Annotated in this window: 1 protein-coding gene; it reads right to left on the bottom strand. The window is 46.6% G+C overall.

The genetic code is table 11. From position 1 onward, the window contains the following. The coding region (locus KDM89_RS22180; RefSeq protein ID WP_463322652.1) for an NADH-quinone oxidoreductase subunit D-related protein at positions 1-279 on the bottom strand (279 nt) is incomplete at both ends.

The following is a 279-nucleotide window of genomic DNA, read 5'->3' on the forward strand; positions in this document are numbered from 1 at the left end:
TGAACAGTTTGAAGTGATGGATCAGCTCTTCCATGTTCGACTTCATATTCACACGCGCCGGTGGGGCCACTTTATGATTGTTGGTGATCACCGGACCAGGATTATTACGCAGCCATTCCACGCATTGCTTAATGATGCGGTTAGACTGGCGCATCTCTTCGACACGCACCAGATAACGGTCATAGCAATCACCATTGACACCAACAGGAATATCGAAATCGAGCAAATCATACACTTCGTAGGGTTGCTTTTTACGCAAATCCCATTCGATAACGGAAC

This window comes from Cognatundibacterium luofuense, from assembly GCF_018139685.1.
GTDB classification, from domain to species: Bacteria; Pseudomonadota; Gammaproteobacteria; order Burkholderiales; family Burkholderiaceae_D; genus Undibacterium; species Undibacterium luofuense.